We start from the raw sequence: 2,048 nt of genomic DNA on the forward strand, positions 1-2,048 counted from the left end.
AATGGAGCGCGATATCGCAAAAAAAGCCGCGACGCGTTCAACCGGTCGTCGCAACACCGATGCTGGCGTGTAGTTTATCGGCGGGCGTTATAAAGTCCAACGTCTTTCTCGGGCGTTGATTCAACTGCAAAGCGATCCTGTCGAGATCAGCTTGTGAATAGCCGTCCAAGCGCGTGCCTTTGGGGAAGTATTGACGCAGTAGACCGTTTGTATTCTCGTTTGTGCCACGCTGCCACGGGCTTTGTGGATCGCAGAAGAACACCTGCACGTCGGTAGCGACCGTGAATTCCTTGTGCTGCGCGAGTTCCATGCCACGATCCCAGGTGACCGACCGGCGCAGTTGCGCAGGCAGCTTGCGAACCTGTTTGCTCAGCGCAGATACAACGCTCTCAGTGTCCTTGCCGTTTACTTTTACGAGGATGGTGAAGCGCGAATGACGTTCCACCAGTGTCGCAATGTGCGTGTTGTTCGAACCGCTCAAGAGGTCGCCTTCCCAGTGCCCCGGAACCGCCCGGTCCTCGGCTTCGGCCGGCCTCTCACGGATCGATACTGCATCAATGATCTGTCCACGCGGTTGCCCCTTTGCTGACGCCTTCTTCGAGCGGCGCATCATCCGGCGCGTACGCAGGTGCTTCATCAGCTCCGACTTCAGCACTCCGCGCGCCTGAATGAACAGGCTACGGTAGATCGTTTCGTGAGAGACCTGCATTGCTTCGTCGTCGGGATATTGCAGTTTCAACCAACCGGCGATCTGCTGGGGCGACCAATTTAGCTGCAGCTTGCTCGCAACCAACTGGCACAGCCCTGCGTTATCGGCGAGACGGCATGGTTTCGGTCGTTTTGCCCGTTCCCAGGCGTTTGCATCCGCCAGTGCCGCCCGGTATTTCGTCAATCCACCGTCACGCGCAACTTCGCGACTGATCGTCGACGCAGATCGGCCCAAGCTCTCCGCAATCTGACGCAACGACATGCCTGCGCAGATGCCACGCGAGATTTCCTCTCTTTCCGCCAATGTCAAAGCCCGCGGTGACCGTTTCCTCGTCGTCGGCATGATCCCGCCATTCAGCCTTACGATCGCATGGATTGACGCTGCGTGCTTGCCAAGTGAGCGCCCGATGTCGCTTAACGATTCACCATCCTTCCATCTACGCCATAGCATTGCCTTCTGTTCAGGCGACAGTCCACGTCTTCTCTTCTTCAACTACTTTTCCTCCTGGGTCGGTATTAGACCAGAAGGTGTTGCGACGACCGGTTGAACGCGCCTCCCGGACATTTACGAGAACGCCGACAACCAACGCGCCTTTGCCAGGCTCTTGCATACCTGCAACTGCTGCAATACAGAGCAGGAGGTCCTGAACGCGATACACCAGCTCAGCAGCCATGGCATCAAAGGTCTGGGTCCTGCAGCAGCCAATTTGCTGTACTTCATCCATCCTACCCTGGTTCTGCCTTTCAACACGGCCATAGTCAATGGCTACAACGCGTTGACTGGTTCGAGCGTCAAGCTCGGTAAATGGGACCACTATCTAGCGATGCGCGAAGGCGTGCTGGCCATGAATCAGGAGCTAAAGTCGAAACTGGTGTACGGGCGGGGAATTTGAGGCGCGGAGTAGAGGGCGGTGGAGCTTTTCGCTGAGAATCTGATTGTCGAGATCGGAAACCAGCACAAGAAAAGTCCACCACCATGAACAAGGATAAAGGTAAAGAAGCAGTCGGTCTATCGGAAATCGGGCTTGGGCTCGAGGAGTTGATCAGGCGCGGGGCCCGGCGAGTCATCCAGGAGGCGATCGAAGTGGAGCTGGCAGAGCTGCTTGAGCAGTTCAGTAACGTCAAGACCTTGAGCGGGCAGCGCGCTGTGGTGCGCAATGGTTACCTCCCGGAGCGCGAGGTGCTGACGGGGGCCGGCCCGATTGCTGTGAAGGTGCCGAAGGTGCGCGACCGGTCCGGGTCTGGCGTGAAGTTCAACTCGGCGATCGTGCCGCCGTATGTGAGGAAGTCGCCGAGGGTGAGTGCCGCACTGCCCTGGCTGTACCTGAAGGGAGTCTCGA

Annotated in this window: 2 protein-coding genes and 1 pseudogene; 2 read left to right on the plus strand and 1 reads right to left on the minus strand. The window is 57.7% G+C overall.

Features of this window, described 5'->3' with window-relative positions; all coding sequences use genetic code 11:
* Positions 1-37: 37 nt before the first annotated feature.
* Positions 38-1,159: an IS30 family transposase gene (locus CF70_RS23725; RefSeq protein ID WP_051648866.1), complete on the minus strand. Its 1,122-nt coding sequence runs from the start codon at positions 1,157-1,159 to the stop codon at positions 38-40.
* Between the two features lie 100 nt (positions 1,160-1,259).
* On the opposite strand from CF70_RS23725, the pseudogene CF70_RS23730 reads away from it, so the two are divergent.
* Both CF70_RS23730 and CF70_RS23735 read left to right on the plus strand, forming a co-directional pair.
* Positions 1,260-1,580: pseudogene (locus CF70_RS23730) on the plus strand (type II restriction endonuclease); the annotation flags it as partial.
* Between the two features lie 104 nt (positions 1,581-1,684).
* Positions 1,685-2,048, plus strand: a 364-nt coding sequence (locus CF70_RS23735) for a transposase (RefSeq protein ID WP_035870522.1), incomplete at its 3' end; no start/stop codon positions are given.

It is taken from the genome of Cupriavidus sp. SK-3 (genome assembly GCF_000611145.1).
Lineage (GTDB): Bacteria > Pseudomonadota > Gammaproteobacteria > Burkholderiales > Burkholderiaceae > Cupriavidus.

Excerpts from the sequence above, each read along its gene's own strand:
- CF70_RS23725 (WP_051648866.1), bottom strand. The coding sequence starts at position 1,159 with ATGCTATGGCGTAGATGGAAGGATGGTGAATCGTTAAGCGACATCGGG.